The 14,827-nt window shown below is 60.4% G+C and carries 16 protein-coding genes and 1 pseudogene; 14 read left to right on the top strand and 3 right to left on the bottom strand.

The genetic code is table 11. From position 1 onward, the window contains the following. Window positions 1-463 precede the first annotated feature (463 nt). From ACFQJB_RS05615 to ACFQJB_RS05575, 9 genes are all read left to right on the top strand, one after another. Window positions 464-856 carry a DUF5805 domain-containing protein gene (locus ACFQJB_RS05615; RefSeq protein WP_379724900.1) on the top strand — a complete coding sequence of 131 codons (393 nt, stop codon included), beginning with the start codon at window positions 464-466 and terminating at the stop codon, window positions 854-856. Beyond that, a complete protein-coding gene (locus ACFQJB_RS05610) occupies window positions 853-1,911 on the top strand; it encodes a tyrosine-type recombinase/integrase (protein WP_379724897.1) in 1,059 nt (352 codons plus the stop codon). The genes ACFQJB_RS05615 and ACFQJB_RS05610 overlap by 4 nt, the downstream gene beginning before the upstream one ends. 146 nt (window positions 1,912-2,057) lie before the next feature. After that, window positions 2,058-2,324, top strand: coding sequence for a hypothetical protein (locus ACFQJB_RS05605; protein WP_379724894.1), 267 nt, complete (start codon window positions 2,058-2,060; stop codon window positions 2,322-2,324). A gap of 104 nt (window positions 2,325-2,428) precedes the next feature. Further along, window positions 2,429-2,872: a hypothetical protein gene (locus ACFQJB_RS05600; RefSeq protein WP_379724891.1), complete on the top strand. Its 444-nt coding sequence runs from the start codon at window positions 2,429-2,431 to the stop codon at window positions 2,870-2,872. Between the two features lie 241 nt (window positions 2,873-3,113). Beyond that, the gene (locus tag ACFQJB_RS05595) at window positions 3,114-3,899 is read left to right on the top strand and encodes a hypothetical protein (RefSeq protein ID WP_379724888.1); all 786 of its coding nucleotides are present in this window, start codon (window positions 3,114-3,116) and stop codon (window positions 3,897-3,899) included. Further along, window positions 3,896-5,236, top strand: coding sequence for a YcaO-like family protein (locus ACFQJB_RS05590; RefSeq protein WP_379724885.1), 1,341 nt, complete (start codon window positions 3,896-3,898; stop codon window positions 5,234-5,236). Before ACFQJB_RS05595 ends, ACFQJB_RS05590 begins: the two co-directional genes overlap by 4 nt. A 2-nt stretch (window positions 5,237-5,238) precedes the next feature. Next, window positions 5,239-6,006 (top strand): SagB/ThcOx family dehydrogenase, encoded by a 768-nt coding sequence (locus tag ACFQJB_RS05585; protein WP_379724883.1) that lies wholly within the window; start codon window positions 5,239-5,241, stop codon window positions 6,004-6,006. Between the two features lie 69 nt (window positions 6,007-6,075). After that, window positions 6,076-6,294 carry a hypothetical protein gene (locus ACFQJB_RS05580; protein ID WP_379724880.1) on the top strand — a complete coding sequence of 73 codons (219 nt, stop codon included), beginning with the start codon at window positions 6,076-6,078 and terminating at the stop codon, window positions 6,292-6,294. An 86-nt stretch (window positions 6,295-6,380) separates the two neighbouring features. Next, complete coding sequence (locus ACFQJB_RS05575; RefSeq protein ID WP_379724877.1) at window positions 6,381-7,283, top strand: ZIP family metal transporter; 903 nt, start codon at window positions 6,381-6,383, stop codon at window positions 7,281-7,283. A gap of 21 nt (window positions 7,284-7,304) precedes the next feature. On the opposite strand, the gene ACFQJB_RS05570 is transcribed toward ACFQJB_RS05575, so the two are convergent. Next, a complete protein-coding gene (locus ACFQJB_RS05570) occupies window positions 7,305-7,733 on the bottom strand; it encodes a CopG family ribbon-helix-helix protein (protein WP_120100181.1) in 429 nt (142 codons plus the stop codon). A 230-nt stretch (window positions 7,734-7,963) separates the two neighbouring features. On the opposite strand from ACFQJB_RS05570, the gene ACFQJB_RS05565 reads away from it, so the two are divergent. Genes ACFQJB_RS05565 through ACFQJB_RS05555 form a run of 3 tightly spaced genes read left to right on the top strand, consistent with a single transcriptional unit; the run spans window position 7,964 to window position 9,368 of the window. Beyond that, the gene (locus ACFQJB_RS05565; protein ID WP_120083703.1) at window positions 7,964-8,233 is read left to right on the top strand and encodes a glutathione S-transferase N-terminal domain-containing protein; all 270 of its coding nucleotides are present in this window, start codon (window positions 7,964-7,966) and stop codon (window positions 8,231-8,233) included. Continuing rightward, a complete protein-coding gene (locus ACFQJB_RS05560) occupies window positions 8,233-8,772 on the top strand; it encodes a redoxin domain-containing protein (RefSeq protein WP_379724874.1) in 540 nt (179 codons plus the stop codon). The genes ACFQJB_RS05565 and ACFQJB_RS05560 overlap by 1 nt, the downstream gene beginning before the upstream one ends. Window positions 8,773-8,813: 41 nt before the next feature. After that, window positions 8,814-9,368, top strand: coding sequence for a hypothetical protein (locus ACFQJB_RS05555; protein ID WP_379724871.1), 555 nt, complete (start codon window positions 8,814-8,816; stop codon window positions 9,366-9,368). A 14-nt stretch (window positions 9,369-9,382) separates the two neighbouring features. Here the strand turns inward: ACFQJB_RS05555 and ACFQJB_RS05550 are convergent, their stop codons facing one another. Continuing rightward, window positions 9,383-9,814 carry a DUF7124 domain-containing protein gene (locus ACFQJB_RS05550; RefSeq protein ID WP_379724868.1) on the bottom strand — a complete coding sequence of 144 codons (432 nt, stop codon included), beginning with the start codon at window positions 9,812-9,814 and terminating at the stop codon, window positions 9,383-9,385. A 146-nt stretch (window positions 9,815-9,960) separates the two neighbouring features. Further along, window positions 9,961-11,445 carry an IMP dehydrogenase gene (gene guaB, locus ACFQJB_RS05545; protein ID WP_379724865.1) on the bottom strand — a complete coding sequence of 495 codons (1,485 nt, stop codon included), beginning with the start codon at window positions 11,443-11,445 and terminating at the stop codon, window positions 9,961-9,963. 379 nt (window positions 11,446-11,824) lie between these two features. Between guaB and ACFQJB_RS05540 the strand changes: the two genes are divergently transcribed. Beyond that, complete coding sequence (locus ACFQJB_RS05540; RefSeq protein ID WP_379724862.1) at window positions 11,825-12,694, top strand: DUF5794 domain-containing protein; 870 nt, start codon at window positions 11,825-11,827, stop codon at window positions 12,692-12,694. A 40-nt stretch (window positions 12,695-12,734) separates the two neighbouring features. Then, window positions 12,735-14,772, top strand: a pseudogene (locus ACFQJB_RS05535) (MutS-related protein). The last annotated feature ends 55 nt before the right edge of the window (window positions 14,773-14,827 follow it).

Here is a 14,827-nt window from a genome sequence, read left to right as displayed (position 1 = left end):
GGGCCTCCCAAGGGCGTCCGACACGCAGTAGAATCGGGAACAGATCTGGTCTCAGTTTTCTACAGCAACACAGGAGTATCACAAAACCACTGAGCCGCTTGTGAACTACCACGCGATCACACCGACAAAGCCCTCTATCGAGATGTGCAGACGTTTCGGCCCCCAGTTGTATCCTATATTATCGCTGAAGAGTAGGTTCTCTGAGGGACGGAGCGACGACCCGAAGCATGAGTGACATAGAAGGTACGATTTAATTACAGTAGCATCACAACCACTGGTGGTTCCATGTAACTGAGCCCCACATCACCCGAGTATTCTTTTCGACTGTAGTACACACAAAATATATTTTATCGTTTCTTATACCTATATAACTGGATGAATAAGAGACATAGAAACGCGCATAAGATCCCTTATCAGCTCCAGTGTGGGTAAATTCAAGTAGCTGTCCGACATACCACATTCCATGGCTGCTGACGAGAAGAACGACCGAGCACGTGTCGTTACCTACGTGCCGACGCAGCAAAAAACCGAATGGACAGAACATGCCGACGAGCTCGGCATGAGTCAGGCGGAGTTTGTTCGGACGATGGTACAAGCTGGGCGGAAGGATTTCACACTTGACGCAGGCGGTGCTGTGGAACCCGGTTCTGACACCACAGACCCAAGGGGTGGCGACCTCGAAACACAGGTTCTCGAGGCCCTCGATTCGAACGGCTCGCTGTCTTGGGAGGAGTTGGTTGACTCGCTATCGGCAGATTTCGAGGAGCGACTCGAAGCCTGTCTTGACTCACTACAGGCCACCAACCAGATTCGGTACAGCGGCCGAAACGGCGGCTACACAACGATCGACTCATGAGCACGACCGCCAGCACCGACAATCCGGACGATCCGATCGCATACTTTCTTGAAGACCTCACCTACCACGGCAAAACTGAACGGACACGCGACGCCTACGGCCGGGTGCTCCGGCGGTTTGAGACGTTTCTGGCAGATCCGGATCGTAACCCGAGCGGCGACGTACTCACGCCCGCAGAGGCAACCCATCGGGACTGCATGGCGTGGGTTCACACCCTTCGCGGGACAGTCACCGATAGTACAATCGCCAGCTACGCCGCCTATCTCCACCGGTTTTACGCCTATATGACACAGGTCGGCGTCTTCGAGTCGAATCCGATGACGCTTGTTGTCGAGGAACTGGACGAAACAATCGAGAAAGATCCTACCCGACGGGAGATCAGTATCGATCAGATGCGATCGTTTGTCGGCGATATCCACCACCCACTCGACCAAGCACTGATCGTCACACTGCTCAAAACCGGCATGCGGGTGGGTGAGCTCTGCAATCTCGATCTGCGTGATCTTGCTGTCGACGACGATGAGGTGGAAGCGGCATTTGATGGTAGTCCTCGACCACAGCTCGCAACTCGACCGAACTCTCTGTACGTCGACAGCGAGCCAGCAGTCGGCAAGCGGGTTAACGGTGAGAAGCGGACAGCCTCGAATAAACGCAAGCGGGCGACGGTCATCCCCGTCGACGAGGAGCTACAGCGCGTGCTCAAACGCTGGCTGGCGATTCGACCGGACAGTCCCTCACCGGCCGAACCGTTGTTCGTCTACACCACCGGTGAGTGGGGACAACGACTGACGCCACGGGCTGTCCGGAACATCGTCACCGAGCATGCCGAGGCTGCCGGCTGGTACGACACCGGCGGTGATGCCGCCGACAACGTAACGCCTCACTACTTTCGGCACTTCTTCACGACACACCTCCGAGATCGCACGGGCGACCGCGGCGTGGTGAAATATCTCCGTGGTGACGTAGCTGATGACATCATCGACACCTACACCCACAACTGGGGTGGCCAGGTCAGAGCAACCTACGACGCTAATATTTACTCAATCTTGAGATGAAATAAAATAGGTCGCTCGCGGAGTGCTGTCCAAGTTCGAACTCATAAATCGTATTCAGCTATACAAAATGCCTCGGTCAGTTCGGCGAACGTGGCTGTCGAAAACGGGCCACAGATATTCATGTCTCAAACCCCCTCTACTGGTGTGTGAATCAATCATATCGGTGTCTCGACTGTCTCGAAGGGGCGGTCACGCGGAGTTTCAATACCTCCCATCTCAAAACTCAGTGTTCGCGGTGCGGCTCATTTAGTCGGTTCATCAACGAGGCAGTCCTCGACCAGTTTCAGTCATTTGAGGAGTCACCACCAGACACGCTGCAGTGGTCACAGCTCGACCGCAAAGAAAAGCTGGTAATCAGCGAGCAAATCGTCCGACGGGGCCGGTCGATAGACGACTTTGCTGTCTCGACGTAACTATCGAAACGTGCCACGACACCCACCTGCGCAACGAGTCAATTCAAGCCGATTGCGTCCCAACCGCCTACCAGATGCTTTCTGAACTGTCGACAATATCGCCGGTGGTCAGATTCCCGATCGGACTGGCCGCGGCCGGGATTGCTGTTCTCGGCATGAACCGACTGATGGCTCACACTGCAGAAGGGACGACCCCACCGTCTGTCGCGGCAAGTGTACTCACCGGGCGGCCGGTGGATGCCGCGCCATCTCGGCTCGCGTCGGTGGTACATTACCTCGCTGGGCTTGGCACAGGCCTGCTATTTGTGTACTTCCTCTTGGTCGCAGAGCAACTCACAGGCGCCCTCTCAGCAACGACTGTCGCTGGAACAACAGTCGCCCTGTACGTCTTGATGGTCGGATTTTTCATACTCATTCCGCTGCCACGAGCAACGGGGCTGGATGACACCCGTCGGTCACAGACCGGGCTCGCGTGGGCGATTGCAGCCGCCGGCTACCTACTTGTGCTGGTACCAGCTACTGTCGGACTGAGTTTGGTCGTCGCATAGTGAGTCAGTTGAGCCTGGGTAGCGTCTCCCAAAGACATCCCCCTACGCGTTATTGTACATTGGACGCTGACGACGACTGACACCCTCACCCTGGGCATTATACACTCACAGCATCATCACGCGATAATGGAGACATACCCGGCGGCGTACAGTCCAACAAGCTACGGCCGTCACGATGGCGAGGCGGTGATTCGCACCCCCATGCGACCAAGACGCTACAGGGAGGTGGGCTTGAAGCGATATGCACGCTGCTGGCAACGATGGACGGTACCACACCGGCCAGCGACCTCATCGCACAGGTCCCGATAGCGACCCTGAGCAGATCGACCTTCTGTATGAGGCTGAGTTGGCATACGACGCACAGGCGATTCCGGCCGGACTCGCAGAGGCGGGTTGGGAGCGATATCTTGAGCCAGTCTTGCCGGCGATGTCACAGCCGACCCAGCAGACGCTCCCGGATCGATTGGCAGCACGCTCGGTCGCGGTGGTCGGCGAGTACGACCCTGTTTCGGGGGTCTGTGACCGGCTGCGTGCTGCGGGGGTGTCCGTCAGCGAGCGGTCTGCTACTGATCCGCAGAGCCATCTTGACGATCCAGACGTAATCTTCCTAAGCGAACAGCTCGAACGAAGCGACTCGTGGAGGGCAGCCAACGAGGCGTGGGCCACCTCGTCGGCAACGCTCATCAAAACACGGCTCACCGCAACAGGCTGGCGGCTTGGGCCAGTGCTCACAGCAGATGCCCGCGCCTGTCTGAACTGTGTGTATACGCGCGTGGATGCAAACAAAGCTGGCGGCCAACTGTTCGATGAGACGATCACTGGCACTCCACCATACATGCAAGCGTACACCGACACCGTCACCGAACTTCTGTTTCGTGCTCTGGTTGCACAGCTCCCCCGCTATCTTGACGACCAGTTCGTCGTCTATGACCACTATCAGGGACGCAGAGAAACACCACGCGTCTTCGCCAGCCCCCACTGTGAGGTCTGCGACAATGCGTCGTCTCGACAGGAGCGGTTCCCATGACTGATCGCGACGGAATCACTGTCACGGCTGCTGAAAGCTCCCCGACTGATGACGCCCAAAGCGACCGTGAACGGCTTCAACAGATCGAAAACCCAACGACAGGCATCATTACTGGCATTCGGCAGGTTCCGGTACCGCCGGGCGAGCCAGCCATCGAGAGCTACGTCGTTGAGCGAGAGGATTTCACCCCATTTACCGACGGCAACTCAATGCCTCACGACGAAGGTGGCGCTGCGTTCAACGAGGATGCCGCCCTTGTTGCCACCTACGGCGAGGCAATTGAGCGATACTGTGGCTGTGTCTACCGTGACGATTCATTCCAAACAGCCGCTTACGATGACCTTACAGTGCCCGCGCTTGATCCAACTGCGGTCGTCAACTTCTCACCTACCCAGCGGGACGCAATGGTCGACGACACCGACCTCTGTGGCACCGATGCTGACCTCTCATGGGTTGGCGGTGTCGACCTCGGGTCGGAGGCGACTACCCAGATCCCGGCGCAGTTGGTCTATCTGTCGTACCCGCCGACCGCAGACCCCTTTATCCGAAATCCGATCTCGACGGGGCTTGCGGCCGGCTCCGATCGGGAGATGGCGATCCACAACGGCCTTGCGGAGTGTCTCGAACGCGACGCGTTCATGACCTACTATCTCACGGCGACCGCGTTGCCCGTGATCGATCCCGAGACGCTCCCGGCACGAATCCACCGATTGGCTGATCGCATCACGGCACAGGGGCTTGAACTGACGCTGTTGGATGCAACAACCGATTTCGGGGTGCCGATTGCTATCGCGGTGCTTGTCGATCGGACGCGGCGACCGGCCGTGACCGTCGCCGCCGCCGCTGGCTCGACGGCGACAACGGTGATCGAGAGCGCGCTATCGGAGGTGCTTCAGACGCGATTGTCGACGATCCACCGATTGTCGTCAACCACCCGCTCGGCCGAGGAGATCGATCCCAGCGAAATCGACTCGTTTGCGGATCGCGCGCTGTTGTGGGCCGCCCATGACCGTCTCGCTGAGCTGGATTTCTGGATCGAAAGCGACCGAACAACCACGTTCGATGCGTTTGCCGTCGACGACCAAACCGATCTCGTTGACGCAGTCACTGCGGCTGGCTACGATGCCTACGCTGTCGATGTCACAACCCGAGATATCGACTCGGTGGGTGTTACTGTGCAGCGGGTTATCGTGCCGCAACTCCAGCCACTGTATCTCGTCGAGCGCCTCCGATATTTCGGCGGCGATCGGCTCACCCGCGTCCCGGTCGAAATGGGGTACCGAGACACGCCCATCACGGAAGCTGCGCTCAACACAGTGCCACACCCCTTCCCATAGCGATGACTGAATTCCCCTCACCCGACAACGCGGCCGTCGAGTATCTCTACGAACTGTACCACAAAAATTTCTCATCGTTTGTTTCGGAGTCGGCGCTTGAACCCGAGTCATCCCCGGAAGCGTCGTCAACGCCAGCGGACAAACAGTACCAGCGGGCACCACAGGTGCCACTGGCCGAACCCGACTCCGCGGCGGTGCCAGCGGCCATCCGGCGGCGGGCATCCTACAGGGAACCCGAGCGGCGGCCGATCACCGACACCGAGTTGGCGACGCTGTTGACGTATGCCTACGGTGAGATCCGCGAGGTCGATGGCGAGCCGCGCCGTCCCGTCGCCTCCGGGGGAGCATGTTACCCGTTAGAGCTGTATCCGATCGTGCTTGACTCCCCCGACATCGACGCTGGCATCTATCATTACAACGGCAGAGACGGCGCGCTCGATCAACTCGCTGCGGGCGATTACAGTGACTGGCTGCAGGAACAGTGGACGTGGATCACGTCTGCTGACACGGTTGCTGCGGCCATCGTGATCACGGCGCTCCCGGGCCAATCAGCCGACCGGTACGGCGAGATGGGGTATCTCCTCGCCGCCCTCGAAGCCGGCGCAGTCATCCAAAATCTCCAACTACTCGCCACAGAGATTGACATCGGGAGCCGCCCGCACAACGGGATCCAGTACCGCGCGCTCAGAGAGCAGCTCCGACTCCGCAGCGAGGAGTATCTGTTGTCAACTGTCGTGTTCGCCGGGAGGCCACCGGGTACCGGGGATTAGCTGTTCATTCAGTGTGTGAGTAGATAGTGCAACCCAATTGCTTTATCTGAACATCTCAAACCCTGCTGTATGACAAAGAAACCGAAGGTTCTCGACGGGATCTCGGAGTGGATCCGAAAGCAGGTCGGCCCGGAAGCCGAATACCGCGGTGACGACAATTCGGCTGACAATGATGGAAGTAGCGACCCCGAACCCGACAGCGATGACGACGACTCATCGAGTGAGTACGACTCGCCGGCATGTTGTTCAGCCGCTGGCAACAGTGATGTCACGGTGCTTGATCCGTAACTGCTTGCTGTTGGGGTCACCTCTCCCAAAACGCCTGTTTTCACGTTCCGATGGATTTATTGGTAATTACAGTCTCCCCAATAGCAGTGAATACTAACTCAGAGTCAAATGTTAATAACTCGGAGCTGGGTCGCTCTCGACTCGGGCTGTGGTCTCTCGGCGCGCTGCTCGTGCTCTCGGCAGCCGCGATCGGCGGGATTCGGTATGAGATCGGGGGGATCGACGACTCCGTGTTGAAAGTTGTCGTCATCGGCTGGGTTGCCTGCGGTGCGATGGTCGGCGGCGCGTGGCTTGGCGGCCGGGCGAATGAAACTGACCCCTTCGGACTCGTCTGGGGCTACGGGTTGGCCAGCGGCGCGATGATCATGAGCGCGGCGATGTTTCTGGTGCCACAGGCTATCGGGCTCGCGGGATCGGTTGGGACGCCACAGTTCGGCGGGATTGGACTCGCATTCGGCGTAATTCTCGGCTACAGTGCCCACACGATCGGCCACCGGCTGACACATCTTGATCTCTCAATGGATATCACCGCCGCCCAGATTTCGGTGCACGCGCTGTCAGCGGGGGCGATCATCGGGATCGTCTATGGCTCGATGCCGTCACTTGGCCTGTTGCTCGGCCTCGCTATCGTCTCACACAAAGGCCCGGCCGGCTACGCCGCGGCCCGTCGACTCCGGCGGGATGGCCGACCGGTAGCGGTGCTCCTGCTCCCAGCAGCGGGCGTCGGGCTCACGGCGATCCCGACTGCCGTATTGCCGATCCCCGAACAGCCGATCATCAACGCGCTTGTCTTCGGCTTCGCCGCCGGGATCTTTCTCCACGTCGCCATGGATTTCCTCCCGAAATGTGAGACCGGCAGCGAGATCGATCAGGTGCTCTCGCTGGAAGAAAACTCCCATCACCTCCTTGATCAACTTCGAACACATGCTGTCGCCAGCACGCTTGCGGGCAGTTTCGTTGTTGTTGTCGCTTGGTTCGTCGTCGGTTGATCGAACCGAGTGGGTGGGGATTCAGCTCATATCGGCCAGCGGGCCGAACTCATCGACCGGCAGCACGGAGTAATCGACGGTTAGCGTGTCTTTCGTCGCTCGAATCTTGCCGACAAACGTCGAGATCTCCTCTAAGGAGCCCTCAAGCACGAACAGTTCCATACAGTGGTGGCCGCCAACGTGGCTGTGGAAGTTTGAGGTAACGATCCCCTCGTGTTCGTGTCGAAGGTGCATCATTTTTTCCTCGACACTGGTTGTCTCGTAATCAAACAGGACGGTAACGACACCCATCAGTTCGCGGCCTTCAAGGCGTTTGTCCTCGAACTCTCCCAACAGTGTGCGGCTAGCCTCGCGGACAACCTCGCTGCGGCCGGTGTAGCCGTGATCGTCGGCAAACTCGTCGATTCGTTCGAGCAACTCTTCGGGCATCGAGACACTGACAACGCTCATATAACAACTGATACGGAGATTGTTAATAACTATTAGTATTTTTCGCGGCTCTATCCGTGCCGAGTTGCTATCACCGAACGCGAGAAATAAACAAAGTCTCAGGCAACCCTCTCACCGTCACAACAGTCATCGCCACAACAGCCATCGCCACCACTGACAACGACCCGCACTGTTGAGAGTCCCCGACCGACAGCGACATCTTTACCCCACACTCAGCCGTATAAACGATAATGAGCGATACCGACGATACGACACCGATCACGCTGTATCGGCTCCAAGCCTGTCCGTTCTGTGAACGGGTCGTCCGCAAGCTCTCGGCGTACGACCTCCCCTATACCTCCCGGTTCGTCGAACCGATGCACTCCGATCGCAACGCCGTTAAGCGAATCAGCGGCGCGCGTACCGTCCCCGCGATCGTTGATGAAAACACCGGCGTCACCATGTCGGAGAGCGGCAACATCGTCGAGTATCTTGACAAAACGTACGGAGGGGCCGACTAATGGAGCTTGATTTCGATATCATTGAGCTACCGGACACTGACCATCCAACCATCGGCGACACGGCACCTGATTTCACGCGTCCGCTGGTAACCGATGAATACTGGGAAGATGTGTCGCTGTCGTCATTGCTCGATGACGACCCGCTGTTGCTCGTCTGTTATCCGATGGATGGCGCGTTCCCGGCGACCTACATCTGGAACGAGCTTCGGGATCGCGATTTCGAGGGCACCTACCAACTCTCGATCGCCGGGCTCTCGATCTCGACGCCGTATGAACACACGACGTTCATCGAGGAACGCGGGATCGACGCCCCGCTGTTCAGCGATCCGAGCAACGAGGTGGCCGAACAGTACGACATCGTCAACGACCTCGATGGGATGACCGGCATCGCGGAGCCGCGCCCGGCGGTTTTCCTCATCGACACCGACCAGACGGTACAGTATGCCTGGGTTGCCGACGAGTGGCCGGCGTTCCCGCCGTACGACCAGCTCGAAGACGCGCTGGCGACCCACTGTGAGATGAAACCACTTGGGCAATAGCGTCCACAACTATCTTTCTGGGGGCCGCCCTATACGCGGCTATGCAGATACGCGATTGGCAGGAAATCCTCTCGACGGTCGTCGACAGCACCCACGACCCGGAGGGGTGGCGAGCGATCGCCGGCCAGCGAGCCACCGGCGTCGGCGAGGATTTCTATCTCGGCCACCCCGATAGCGGGGTGTTCCACCTCAAGACGTACGCAAAAAATCCAACCGAACTCCGCGGTGTCGGTACCCAAATCGCCCGCAAGATCGATGATGAGATCGACCCATTGCTGCCGCGGCGCGGCGACGACCCCGGTCGGTTTGCGATGCAACAGCCACCCGAAGACGAATCCGACGCCGAGGCGATAGCCTCACAGCTTGAATCGACGCTACAACACCACGCCGACGCCGACACCTCATCGGAGTCGTTCTTCCAGGATGTCATGGACGCCGTTGACAGTCCGGCGTTTGGCCCCATGGAGTACGAACTCAGTGAGCGTCCTGATCGCTTGGAGACTCTCTCGGACACCTTTACCGAGGCAGAAGAACTGTTGAACGCGGAATTGGATGAGCTTATCGAGGACGACGACGTTGGCCGTGGGTTCCAGTAGGAACGCAAACAGCACTAATCGACGATAGTTTTGATCCGAGCCAGCAGCCGGTGCATAATCCCGTGATCAGATTCAGGCGGGGAGAGCGTCCACCCGGCTTGCTCGGCGGCTTCGGAGACACGAACGTACTCCCAGCAAAACATCGTTGCCACCCGCATATCGTCGTCGCTCGCGCCAACATAGACGTGGCGTGGCGTCGTTGTCGTCTCACAGATCTCTTCGAGCGCAAACCACTTGTCGCGGTCGTGCATGTCGAAATCATCCCGAAGCTCATGTTCGTCGACAATCTGCCTGATTCGTTCGGTGTCGTCGTCGATGATTCCGATCGACTCACTCCACGCGTGCGCATCCGCAAACACGGCATTCGGTGAGTCGAGCCGCTCGATTGCCGACACCGAAAACGCAAGTGTGAGTTCACCGGCTTCGGCGTCGCTGTCGTCGTTCATCTGACTCCAAGCTTGGCATGCTGGTATTTCCCTCGCTGTCGATATTCAGGGAATCGCTGTCTCTGCGAGTCGGTGGTCATAGACAAACGAACCAGCCATCAGCTAATGAATCACCGGGCTGGCGCGTTCCACACCGACCCTCTCGCTTACTCGTCGGGGCTGTAGTTCGGGGCCTCGTCAGTGATCATCACATCGTGGGGGTGGCCCTCGGTTTGACCGGCCGAGGAGACCCGAATGAACTCGGATCGCTCCTTGAAGCCGGGGATCGTCTCCGCGCCGACGTAGCCCATCCCCGAGCGCATCCCGCCAACAAGCTGGTGGAGTTCAGAGGCGAGCGTGCCCTTGTACGGCGTTGCGGCCTCGACACCCTCTGGGACGAACTCCTCGCCGTCCTCGTCGTCTTTGAGATAGCGGTCGCCACCGCCGGATTTCATCGCGCCGACGCTTCCCATCCCGCGGTACTGCTTGTACTTCTTGCCGTTCATCGTAATCACGCGGCCGGGGGCTTCCTCGGTGCCGGCGAAGTACGAGCCGAGCATGACGGCGTCTGCGCCCGCCGCGATCGCCTTGATCGCATCACCGGAGTAGCGAATCCCGCCGTCGGCGATAACGGGGACGTCCTCGGGTGCGGCCACGTCGGCAACCTCGGCGACTGCGGTTATCTGTGGCATCCCCGCGCCGGTGACAACGCGTGTCGTACAGATCGAGCCCGGGCCGATGCCGACCTTGATCCCGTCGGCGAAGTCGACGACCTCCGCGGCGGCCTCGCTGGTGCCGACGTTGCCGACGACCACGTCAGCGTCGACCTCCTGTTTGATTTCCCGGGCGGCCTCGATGACGTTGAGATTGTGAGCGTGGGCGCAGTCGATAAACAGTACGTCCGCGCCGGCGTCGTCGGCCGCAGTTGCGCGATCGGTCTCGAAGGGACCGACGGCGACGCCACACCGGAGGCGGCCGTCCTCGTCGCGGGCGGCGTTTTGGTTTTCACGCCGTTGGAGGAGCCCCTGCATCGTCACGAGCCCAACGAGGGTCTCGTTGTCATCAACGATGGGGACGCGCTCGATCTTGTACTCGTACATCAACTCAAGGGCATCACGAGCGTTGATGTCCTCCTCGGCGGTGATGACCTCATCAGTCATCGCCTCACGGACATGGTCGGTCTCGCCGACCTCAAGGAACGGGCGGATGTCGGTGCCGGAGATGATGCCGAGGACGGTGTCGTCGTCGTCGACGACTGGCGCGCCGGAGACGCCCTCTCGACCCATCATCTGATCGACCTCGGCGATGGTCTGGTCGGGATTGGCGGTGACAACGTTTTCGCGGTCGATCACGAGCTCGTCGGCGCGTTTGACACGCTCGATCTCGGTGACGGTCTCCTCGATCTCCATATTGCGGTGGAGCACGCCGAGGCCACCCTCACGGGCCATCCCGATGGCGGTGTCGCTTTCGGTGACGGTGTCCATCGCCGCGGAAAGCACCGGGATATTGAGTTCGACATTCTTCGAGACACGCGTCGACACATCGGCATCGTCAGGTTCGACACGGCTCTCCTTGGGACGGAGCAACACATCGTCGAACGTCAACGCCTCCGGTACCTCAAGCTTCTGCGAGAAGGGACGGTCTGATTCCATATAAACCGTCGCCGTGGCCGGTGGAAAAACGTTGCGAGTCGCCCGCTCCGTGTGGCCTCGCCACACTCATCGCCCATGCGTCGGGGCAGCTGTCGATCCACACTGGCTGTGTCACGATGTTGATCCGTGGCTATGGCGGTGTGTCCCACGGAACGTTTAACAGCGATCCGGCCCTATCTGTGGGTGTATGTACTCCCAGCTGAATTCCACGTCGCTTCGGGTTGCACAGCAGCGCGGCTCATCTGCTGGAACAAATCCGACAAAGACGTGGACGCTGTTTTCGGCGATACTGGGAGTCGCGTTCGCTGTCGGCGGTCGGCGCAGCGACCGATTACGACGGGAACACCGTTCGGCCGATGGTGACGGCCCCTAATCCGCGATGAGTGTCTCGGAACACCCGGTTGCCCTCACCATCGAGCAGCGCGTCGGCGGTGCGACGGTGCTGTTGGCGACGGTGATGGCACTGCCGCTACTCGATGGGCTGTTCGTCGCGTTGCTGCTGGCCGGCACCCTTGAGACGACGGTCGGGATGCTTGAGACCGGCCTGTTAGTCTTCGGTGGGTCGGCAACCGTCGCGGTCATCCTCGCGGAGTTAGACGAGAGCCGGCGATCGATGGTGCGATCAGTCCTGCTGATCGGCGCGGGGTTGATTCCCCTCGCCGCGCTCCAGGCCATCATTGCGCCCACCATCGAGAGTGCCCTTGAGCTGGCGATCTTCCAGCGGTTCGCTGGGGTCGTCATCCTGGCGATCGCTGCCAGAACGGTCAGCGCGAAGGTAAGCGACTATCTCCCGTCCCCGGGTGTGATCATCCTGCTTGGGCTGCTGGCCAGCGTTCGCCCGTCGGCACTGACCGTCGAACTCGTTGTCGACGGCGAGCTGCTGGCGCGGGCGGCGATCACCGCCGCCATCGGCGTCGGCTTCGCACTCGCGGTGGCCCTCGCCGCACCCGCGCTCCGTGGCGTCGTTGATCTCGATCGATTCCGCTTCGGAAGTGCCGTCGCCCTCGGCGTGTTTGCGCTGCCGGTGGTTGGCGTCCTCGATACCGACGCGCCGATCGCACTGGCGGTGTTGATCGTCTCAGGGCTGTTGGCCTACTCGCCCGACGGCGGCGATGAGCCCGAGCAGGACGCCGAGGAGCCCCGGAGTCGGCGACTGATACCGACTACGCGCCGGAAGACACCGCGCGTGCACCCTGGCTGTAAGCGCAAGCACCGTGCTGTGAGCGCGATCGGGGGTTCGGCAGCATGACCCGTATTCTTTAGTCGTCGCCCCCGAGACTCGCAGGCGAATGGCGTTCGAATCGATCCCGGGTGTCGGCGAGAAGACCGCCGACGCCTTAGCCGAGCTTGACGATCCCGAAACCGCGTTACAGCAGGGAGACGTGCTGACGCTGATGGACGCGCCGGGGATCAGCGAGGGCCGGGCGGCTGCCATCGCCCGCGGGGCGATCCGGCAGCGACATGACGACCCCGGCGGGCTGTTGGCGACCGACCAGGCCCGCGAGTTGTACGATTCGGTTCTCGAACTCCTCCAGGAGCGTGCGGTCACCACCTACGCAAAAAAGCGGCTGGAAACGCTGTATCCCGCAACCAAACGGTCACGCATCGAGGAGGTGAGAGCCACGGTCGACGACGCCCTCACGCGGGAGCCGACACCCGAGCTTCGGGCGGCACTGGCCGATGTTTCCCCCTTGATTCACCGTCCGGGCTTCGCGTCCGCGAACGATGTTTAGCAACGACCGACGCCGAAACCTACGCCGCCGCCCGCGAGGCGATCCCCGAACTCTCCGCGGAGGTCGTCGACGACGGCCACGATATCGAGGAGCTGGCCCGATCGTATTCAACGGTCATTGTGCTGGATGAGGCCTTCGCCGGCGGTGATTTCAGCGGCGATGTGCGGGTACAGCCTGACGCGCTGGAGTCACCCGAGGATGTTGTCCCCGAACGCCTGTTGGCCTTCTTTGCCGAGAACCGCGAGACGCTGCTGGCGGCTGTTCGTGTCCACGAGGCAAGCGAGTTGGAGCCGCCGCTCGATTGTGACGCGCTGACCGAGAGCCTCTCGCGGGTCGACGAGGACGGCACCATCGTCGGCGACGAGGAACTGGAGCGGTTGGCCACCGCCGTCGACGATCTCGACGCCGCCGTTGGAACGGCCGAATCCGTCGCCAACGACCATCTCAGGGCGGCGATCAAGGAACGCGACGTGACCATCGAAGGGCAGGATTTCCTCTCCTTGGTCGAACAGGGGGCTCGCGTCGACTCCCTGCTGGCCCGTGAGCTTGATGACGCCTTTGACGCCGCGCTCCAGAAGGCTCACGACCACCTTACCGAAAGCCTCGCGCTCACCGACCACGAGGCCGAGCTGCCGACCATATCTTCGGTGGCGAGCCGACCTTTCCTGTCTCCCGGCGTGACGACGCCGTCTCGCGGCTCAACACCGAATTGACGAGTGCCCGCGACCGACGGTCAACCAAGCTGAAAGCCGACCTCGCCGACGACCTCGCAGCACTCAAAACACCGGCCGAGGAGTTGGTTCGCAACGCGCTCGAACTCGATGTCGAGTTAGCGATCGCCGCCTTCGCCCGCGACTTCGACTGTACGATGCCGGAGTTCGTCGGCGACGCTGTTGTCGACGATGGTGCTGATGACGATGGTGATCTCGATGGTTCTGAGGACGCCGCGTCCACGCCGGGGTTCGTCATCGAGGGCGGGCGGTCACCCATCCTTGATGTCGACTTCGAGGCTGTCGAGCCGGTCGACTACAGCGTCGAAGGGGTGACACTGTTGTCGGGTGTCAACTCTGGCGGAAAGACCTCCCTGTTGGATCTGGTTGGGCTGATCGTTATCGCCGCCCAGATGGGGCTGCCGGTGCCGGCTGAGGCGGTTCAGCTGTCACGATTCTCTGAGCTGCATTACTACGCCAAATCACAGGGTACCCTCGACGCCGGGGCTTTCGAAAGCACACTCCAGGATTTCGGCAACCTCGTCGCCGGTGCGGACGGTCGGCTCGTCCTCGTCGACGAGTTGGAAAGTATCACCGAACCCGGCGCGAGCGCGAAGCTCATCGCCGGCATCCTCGAAGCCCTCGACCGACAGGAGACCGCCGCGGTCTTCGTCTCCCATCTGGCACGTGAGATCCGCGAGGCCGCCGCCATCGACGTTGCTGTCGACGGGATCGAAGCCGTCGGGCTCGTTGACGGCGAACTGGAGGTCAATCGCTCGCCCGTGAAGGAACATCTCGCGCGGTCAACACCGGAGCTCATTGTCGAGAAGCTGGCTGCCGACGATGACGGCGACTTCTATGACTCGTTGTTGGCAAAATTTTGATCGAGAGCGAGGATATCGTCCCCGATCGAGTGATCCTTGCCACTGGAGTCACCAC

This window comes from Halonotius sp. GCM10025705 (assembly GCF_042662885.1).
GTDB classification, from domain to species: Archaea; Halobacteriota; Halobacteria; order Halobacteriales; family Haloferacaceae; genus Halonotius; species Halonotius aquaticus.
Note: the sequence above shows the minus strand (reverse complement) of the source record. Positions and strands in the feature narration are given on the sequence as shown.

Excerpts from the sequence above, each read along its gene's own strand:
- ACFQJB_RS05590 (WP_379724885.1), top strand. The coding sequence starts at position 3,896 with ATGACTGATCGCGACGGAATCACTGTCACGGCTGCTGAAAGCTCCCCG.
- ACFQJB_RS05585 (WP_379724883.1), top strand. The coding sequence starts at position 5,239 with ATGACTGAATTCCCCTCACCCGACAACGCGGCCGTCGAGTATCTCTAC.
- guaB (WP_379724865.1), bottom strand. The coding sequence starts at position 11,445 with ATGGAATCAGACCGTCCCTTCTCGCAGAAGCTTGAGGTACCGGAGGCG.
- ACFQJB_RS05550 (WP_379724868.1), bottom strand. The coding sequence starts at position 9,814 with ATGAACGACGACAGCGACGCCGAAGCCGGTGAACTCACACTTGCGTTT.
- ACFQJB_RS05560 (WP_379724874.1), top strand. The coding sequence starts at position 8,233 with ATGGAGCTTGATTTCGATATCATTGAGCTACCGGACACTGACCATCCA.
- ACFQJB_RS05615 (WP_379724900.1), top strand. The coding sequence starts at position 464 with ATGGCTGCTGACGAGAAGAACGACCGAGCACGTGTCGTTACCTACGTG.
- ACFQJB_RS05595 (WP_379724888.1), top strand. The coding sequence starts at position 3,114 with ATGCACGCTGCTGGCAACGATGGACGGTACCACACCGGCCAGCGACCT.
- ACFQJB_RS05580 (WP_379724880.1), top strand. The coding sequence starts at position 6,076 with ATGACAAAGAAACCGAAGGTTCTCGACGGGATCTCGGAGTGGATCCGA.
- ACFQJB_RS05610 (WP_379724897.1), top strand. The coding sequence starts at position 853 with ATGAGCACGACCGCCAGCACCGACAATCCGGACGATCCGATCGCATAC.
- ACFQJB_RS05555 (WP_379724871.1), top strand. The coding sequence starts at position 8,814 with ATGCAGATACGCGATTGGCAGGAAATCCTCTCGACGGTCGTCGACAGC.
- ACFQJB_RS05565 (WP_120083703.1), top strand. The coding sequence starts at position 7,964 with ATGAGCGATACCGACGATACGACACCGATCACGCTGTATCGGCTCCAA.
- ACFQJB_RS05540 (WP_379724862.1), top strand. The coding sequence starts at position 11,825 with ATGAGTGTCTCGGAACACCCGGTTGCCCTCACCATCGAGCAGCGCGTC.
- ACFQJB_RS05570 (WP_120100181.1), bottom strand. The coding sequence starts at position 7,733 with ATGAGCGTTGTCAGTGTCTCGATGCCCGAAGAGTTGCTCGAACGAATC.